4 protein-coding genes and 2 pseudogenes are annotated in these 6,875 nt (G+C 58.0%); 2 read left to right on the top strand and 4 right to left on the bottom strand.

From position 1 onward, the window contains the following. The first annotated feature begins 106 nt into the window (after positions 1–106). Positions 107–838 (top strand): APC family permease, encoded by a 732-nt coding sequence (locus JCM13583_RS10640; protein ID WP_171823609.1) that lies wholly within the window; start codon positions 107–109, stop codon positions 836–838. Positions 839–1,761: 923 nt separating this feature from the next. Here JCM13583_RS10640 and JCM13583_RS10650 read toward each other — a convergent pair. The 4 genes and pseudogenes from JCM13583_RS10650 to JCM13583_RS10660 form a co-directional block, all read right to left on the bottom strand. Further along, a complete protein-coding gene (locus tag JCM13583_RS10650; RefSeq protein WP_075057668.1) occupies positions 1,762–2,655 on the bottom strand; it encodes a polysaccharide deacetylase family protein in 894 nt (297 codons plus the stop codon). Between the two features lie 354 nt (positions 2,656–3,009). Continuing rightward, entirely contained in the window at positions 3,010–3,174 is a 165-nt protein-coding gene (locus tag JCM13583_RS14265) for a hypothetical protein (RefSeq protein WP_171823610.1), read from the bottom strand. Positions 3,175–3,179: 5 nt separating this feature from the next. Then, positions 3,180–3,767 carry a hypothetical protein gene (locus JCM13583_RS10655; RefSeq protein WP_075057669.1) on the bottom strand — a complete coding sequence of 196 codons (588 nt, stop codon included), beginning with the start codon at positions 3,765–3,767 and terminating at the stop codon, positions 3,180–3,182. Positions 3,768–3,876: 109 nt separating this feature from the next. Further along, positions 3,877–5,075, bottom strand: a pseudogene (locus tag JCM13583_RS10660) (mandelate racemase/muconate lactonizing enzyme family protein). Between the two features lie 119 nt (positions 5,076–5,194). On the opposite strand from JCM13583_RS10660, the pseudogene acnA reads away from it, so the two are divergent. After that, positions 5,195–6,875 (top strand): annotated as a pseudogene (gene acnA / locus JCM13583_RS13305) (aconitate hydratase AcnA); the annotation flags it as partial.

Genomic DNA, 6,875 nt, shown 5'->3' on the forward strand with positions numbered 1-6,875 from the left:
TTTCCATATTCCGTTCCTGTGTGAACCCTGTTCGACATTCCGCAGATAAGTTTTATATAGATCTATCCTGATGGATCCGGAAAGGCATAACAACAGGGTGCTTCAAGTGGAAACACGCAGCGAGATCAGGCAGGGAGAGTACAGGAAAGAGATAGGCGTATTCGGTGCGACTTTCTTCGGCGCAAGCGCCATACTCGGGTCCGCTATCCTCTTCATTCCCGTCACGGTCCTTTCGGCAGCCGGCCCTGAGGGCATTGTGGCCTGGGTCATAGGCGCCGTAATGATGCTCGTCATAGGCCTCATATACACGGAGCTGGGCACCATAATGCCCAGGACAGGCGGCGTAGGCACATATCCGCAGGTATCTAATGGCCCACTTACCGGCATATTCAACGGCTGGGGGGGCGCCTTCCTCGGCTACGTGCTCGCGCCCGTCTCAGAGGTCGTTGCGATGGTGGAATACCTGAGCTTCTTCTTCCCCCGTCCTCTACAACCTGAAGACCAGCCAGCTCACAATATACGGCGAGCTCTTGACCATACTCATAGTCTTTCTCTTCTTCCTGGGCAACTACTTCGGTGTCAGGTACCTGAACCAGGCCAATTCATTCCTCACGTGGCTGAAGCTCCTGTCCCTGGCATTCATAGGGGGGGTTTTCTTCCTGGCCCTGTACTTCCACCCCCCCTCCAACTTCACTGCCCTCCTGGGGGGCTTCGCTCCCTACGGGGGGCTCCGGCCTCCTTTTCGCCGTTGCGACGACCGTCTATGCGTATGCAGGCTTCAGGCAGCCCGTTGACTATGCTGAAGAGGTCAAGGACCACAAGAGGACGATACCGATAGCAATAAGCCTGTCAATAATAGTGTCGTTCATCCTTTACACGCTCCTCTCCGTTGATTTCATTGGCTCCGTGAACTGGAGCTACCTTGGCATAAGCCGGGCGACTGGGCCTCGCTGTCCAGCCTGACATTCCCGCTGCCAGCCATGGCGTTCGGTGTGGGCCTGGCGGTGATGGCATATTTCATATTCTTCACGTCCATACACTCCTCCGCATCCTCCTCGCTGATATACAGTGGAGGGGCTGCGAGGGTCCTGGCCAACATATCTGAGAACAGGTACCTGCCACCGTTCTTCGCGAGGCTCGGGAAGAGGGGGGGCGTCCCTTACTACTCTGTCATAGCCGTGCTGCTGATAAGCGCCTTCTACACTTTCCTGGTCCCTGTGTTCATAAGTGTGGCCCTGGTGTTCGTGGACGCTTCACTTGTTTCCTACGGACCGGCGGCTGTGAGCCTCATGGTCTTCAGGAGGCACGTGAAGGCGCCCGGGGGGGACAGTTTCAGGCTGCCCGCCGCCCAGGTGCTGGCCCCCATAGGGTTCGTCGTGGGCAGCTACCTCCTCTACTGGACTGGCTTCAAGTACCTGATAATAGCCATACCCTCAGTGCTTGTGGGTGCGCTCCTCTTCATATACCATGCCAGGAAAACAAAGGTGGACGCCGAGGACATCAGGGGGGGAGGCATATGGTACCCGGTATACCTGGCAGCGATCCTTGCCCTCTCGTACTTCCTCAGCATCAGCCCGGGACCATCCAACCTCGGTGGCATAGACGTTGTGCCATTCCCCCCCTACAATATAATAGTTTTCACAGCGGTTGTGCTGGTCTTTTACGCAGTGGGCGTCATCAGCGGCAACGCATACATGGCGAAGAAGGGCATAAGGGCTGAGGGGCCCCCCCGTCCACATGAAGGGCTAACGGCCAGCGCTCTCAGAGGCGCGGCAGCACCCTTTCGATCCAGAACCTCGCTATTTCATCCCTCCTCGCGATCCAGACGCCCTGCTTTCCCTTCACGTAGTCCAGGAATGAGGACAGGGCCTTTATCCTGCCGGGCCTGCCCGTTATCCTCACGTGGAAGGCCGCACTCATCATCTTTGGCCTCTCCTTTGATTCCTCGTACAGGGTGTCGAAGGTATCGATGAGGTACCTGAGGAACGCGTCGGAGTTATCGAACCTGTTCATGGGATAGAGGAAGTGGAAGTCGTTGGCGTCAGGCGTGTACGGCACTATGATGAGCCTACTCCCGGCAGGCCGGTATGGGATGTCATCGTCATAGGCATCCGAATCGTAGATGAAGTTCTCGAACCTCGAAAGAAGTTTGAGTGTCCTCTCACTTGGTTCCCTGGCATAGAAACCTACCGGTCTCTGGCCCGTTAGCCCCCCCTCGATGGCCTCTATGGACTTCCTTATCTCCTCCAGCTCCTGCTCCTCGCTCATCCTGAACAGCTCCGTCCAGGTGTAGCCGTGGTCGCATATCTCGTGCCCGGCCTGCACTATGGCCTCTGTTGCCTCCGGATTCAGCTCCAGTGCCCTGGCCACGGCAAAGAACGTAGCCCTTACCCTGTGCCTTGAGAGGGTGTCAAGGACCCTCCATATCCCTACCCTCTGGGCATATGCATATGCAGATGCCAGGCCAACGTCCTCGGCCTCTATGTCCACAGGCGGGAACTCGCCGATCCCCCCCTCCACCATGCCGTCCTTGCTCATGGAGTGCTCGCCGCCCTCCTCGAAGTTCACAACAATCGAGAGAGCCAGGGTGCTGTTCCCGGGCCACCTGAACTCGGGAGGGTGCCTTCCGTAACCCACATAGTCTATGGAGTTCATGCTGAGAGAGTCTGGAGGAATGGATAAATGATGGCTTCCATGCCCTGCCCGCAGCACACGATTTGCACGGAGCCGATACCCGTGCTCTGCCCCCCCCAGAGCACAGTGGCCAGGGTTGGGGGGGCCAGGTGAATCACGCGGCTGTATCTGTCACGTGGGTGCCAGTGGGGGGGCATGCCCTAGGGAGGGGGGGTGCAGGGGGGGCAACAGGTTTATAACATGCCCAGCCATTGGAAGAGGCAGAGACCGGCAGAAGTTATGTTCTCCGGCCAGCGGCCCACTGTGATGAGATCAGCCTTGACTGACGGGTGATGAGTGACGGGCAGCCTGAGTGGGCCCATTCATGTGGAGTGCCTACCTTATCCTCTCAACGTTGAAAGAGCCCAGATGGAATGTGGCCCCCCCTGAGCGCACGACCTCCACCCACTCCCTTGTCGCTGCCCCCCCGTCGAACCCCCCCTCTGCCCTCAGGTAATCCCTGCTGCCTTCCCGCCTGAACCTTATCTTTCCATCGACCACGTAGTTTATGGCCTCGTAGAACCTCTCCTCGAAGATCCCCCCCTCGTCCAGGACGTATAGGGAGACACAGCCTCATTCTTCCTCTTCTGTGCCACCTGCTGTAGGAGCCTTAGGAGGACGTGCTGTTCCAGCATGTAGGGATATGATGTGAGTGACCAGAGCACCATGTTGTACCTCCTGCCAGATAGCCTGAGCCTCTGTGCCACGGAGTCGATGGCCTTTATGGTCATGGAGACGTTGGCAGGCGAATCGATCTGAATGGCCAGCTTTGAAGCTGGTTCAACCTGTATTGACCTGGAATAGGCATCGATGTAGACTATGGAAGCGCTCTCCTCCGCCCTCTCCGGATCCAGCCCCAGTAGCCTGAGGTTCTCTGCCACCTCTGGAATGCCCCCCCTGTCAACAAGCACAACGATGACGCTCTCACCCCTCTCCACACTGGCATTCACGAAGGCATAGCAGAGGAGGTCCTTGGGGGTGAACGGCTCCCCCCCCGTGACGAGGGCGTTGGTGCCCCCCCTCCTGAGCCCGCCAAGCAGGAGCTCATCTACGTCTCCGTTTCCGGTTGAGGCGAGGTCACCAGGGGGGGGCATGCCCTATGCATTCCTCAGGGTGTAGAAAGATTTTGCTCCACTCCCTCCGGGCATGAAGGAAATGTAAAAATGCGCTTTCCAGGAACATGGACTTGGGAGTGGAAGGCGCTCATTCCTTGTAGGTCCCGGAGACAACCCATGGAGGCTCGTTCTCGTCAAACGGCTCCATCCCATCGACCTTGTGGCTCTCTATGATCTTCTCGTCCACCTCTATGCCGAGGCCAGGCCTGCCTGATAGGGTGAAGTAGCCGTTCTCCAGCTTGTATCCTGACTTGACCAGGTTCTTCTTCCAGTCTGGCCAGAAGGCCTCAAAGCTCTCCTGTATCAGGAAGTTCGGGATTGTGTAATCGACGTTTAGGGTCGCTGCGGTCTGTATGGGACCGAAGGCGTTGTGGAATGCAACCGGGACACCGAATGCCTCCGCTATCGCGGCTGTCTTCTTGTTCTCGAGTATACCAAGGGAGTTTGTCAGGTCAGGCTGTATGACGTCCACGAGGCCCTCTGAGATGTACCTTGCAAAGTCGGTCTTGTTCAGGAGCCTCTCTCCGAGCGCCACAGGTATGGAGACGTACCTCTTGAACTCTGCCAGGCCAACCTCCAGCTCGGGGGGGTGGACCGGCTCCTCCATGAAGAACGGGTTGAACTCTTCCAGCGCCCGACCGGCCTCTATGGCGGCCCTGGTGGAGAACCGCCCGTGCGTCTCTATCAGGAGGTCTACATCATCCCCCCCCAGCCCGTCCCTGAGCTTCTCCACTATGGCCACTGCATTCCTCAGGCCCTTCTTGGATATCGAGTCGAAGTTGTTGCCGAACGGGTCGAACTTCATGGCGGTGAAGCCCATCTTCACGACCTGCTTTGCCTTGTTGAGGAAGTCCTCAGGGGGGGTGACGCAGTTCGAGTACCAGCGTTGGCGTATGCCCGGATCCTGTCGTTTATCTGCCCGCCCATGAGGTCGTATATGGGTGCGCCAAGCTTCTTGCCTATTATGTCCCATGAGGCGATCTCGAACGCACTGAGCGCGGAGGTTGCCTCCATGGACTTTGAGAGGTAGAAGGAGTGCTTGTAGAATTCCTTGACGTTCCTCTCGACGTTGAACACGTTCTTCCCAGAGAAGACCCTCTCGACCTCTCTGAGGCTCTCCTTCACAGGGAGCGTCATGAGCGTAGTCGGGGGGGCTTCTCCGTAGCCTACTGTACCGTCGGATGTTGTCAGGCGGACAAGGAGGATCGTGGAGCTCCACGGTGACGATATCTCCCTTCCCTTTTCACCGAGTTCCAGGATCTCAACGCTGGATATTTTGCTGTCCATGTGCAGAGAAGCGCTCAGGAGCATATTAATTGATCCCGTCAGAGGCCGGAGTCACTGGAAGCCGTCGCTGGCGATTGGAATTAGAAAGGAATATCTAAATTGCGGGGGATACGGTATACATGGAAAGCAGCTACAGGATCGAGAGGACACTCACCGTCAGCGGCAAGGAATACCACTACTTCTCACTGCCCGATCTTGAAAAGATGGGCTTCAAGGTCTCCAGGCTCCCCCCCCTGTCCATAAGGATCATACTCGAATCGCTCATAAGGAACATGGACGGAAGGGCCGTTACCCAGGAGGACGTTGAGAACCTGATAAGGTGGGATGCTCACAACGTCCCCCCCGATACCGAGATCCCTTTCAAGGTCGCAAGGGTTGTGATGCAGGACTTCACTGGCGTGCCTGCGGTCGTGGACCTTGCTGCCATGAGGGACAAGGTCAGGGAGATGGGAATCGACCCAACGCTCATACAGCCGCAGGTACCTGTGGACCTGGTCATAGACCACTCCGTGCAGGTGGACTTCTATGGAGTCCCCCAGGCACTGGAGCTGAACAGGGAGAAGGAGTTTGAGAGGAACACGGAGAGGTACAGGTTCCTGAAGTGGGCCCAGAACGCGTTCAGTAACCTCAGGGTCATACCGCCATCGGTTGGCATAATCCACCAGGTGAACCTCGAGTACCTTGCCAAGGTCGTCATGACCGCGACGAAGGAGGGCAAGACCTACGCCTTCCCGGACACCCTCGTCGGCACAGATTCTCACACCACCATGATCAACGGCCTCGGCATTGTTGGCTGGGGGGGTGTTGGAGGCATAGAGCCGAGGCCGCCATGCTGGACCAGCCAGTCACGTTCAAGACGCCTGAGGTTGTGGGCGTGAACCTGCATGGCAGGCTCAGGCCCGGGGGGGTTACCGCCACTGACCTGGTCCTCACGCTCACGGAGCTCCTGAGGAAGCACAACGTCGTGGGCAAGTTCGTCGAGTTCTACGGCCCGGGAGTCTCATCTCTATCGCTGCCTGACAGGGCCACGCTCTCGAACATGTGCCCGGAATACGGTGCCACGCTGGCACTGTTCCCGGTGGATGAGGAGACGATAAGTTACCTCCGCATGGCCGGGAGGCCGGAGGAGCAGGTGGAGCTCGTCGAAAAGTACATGAAGGCCCAGGGGGGGCTCTTCGGGGGGCACAGAAGAACGTGGACTACTCCGAAGTTATAGACCTGGACCTCTCCACTGTTGAGAGCAGTGTGGCCGGCCCAAGCCTCCCGCAGCAGCGTGTGCCCCTCGGCAGGATAGGTGACAGCTTCCTGAAGTACCTGGAGACCTCGTCCCAGGATAGGTCTTCAAACGGGCAGGTGTACCTGAAGGCTTCAAAGATCAAGGTCAGGGGGGGCAGGGAAGAGACACTGAGGGACGGCGATGTGGTCATAGCTGCAATAACGAGCTGCACCAACACCAGCAACCCCCCCAAGGTAATGGTGGCGGCAGGCCTCCTGGCCAAGAAGGCCGTGGAGAGGGGCCTGGCAGTGAGCCCCCCCAAGGTAAAGACGAGCCTTGCTCCCGGTTCAAGGGTCGTCTCTGACTACCTGGAGAAATCTGGGCTGCAGGCCTACCTGGACAGGCTTGGCTTCTACACGGTTGGCTTCGGCTGCACTACATGCATTGGGAACAGCGGCCCCCCCTGGACCCTGCCATAGAGGAGGCCATAGTGAAGGATGGGCTTGCAACGGCCGCTGTCCTGTCCGGCAACAGGAACTTCGAGGCCAGGATACACAGGAACGTGAGGGCGAACTACCTGATGT

This window comes from Thermogymnomonas acidicola JCM 13583, from assembly GCF_001316105.1.
Classification (GTDB): Archaea; Thermoplasmatota; Thermoplasmata; order Thermoplasmatales; family Thermoplasmataceae; genus Thermogymnomonas; species Thermogymnomonas acidicola.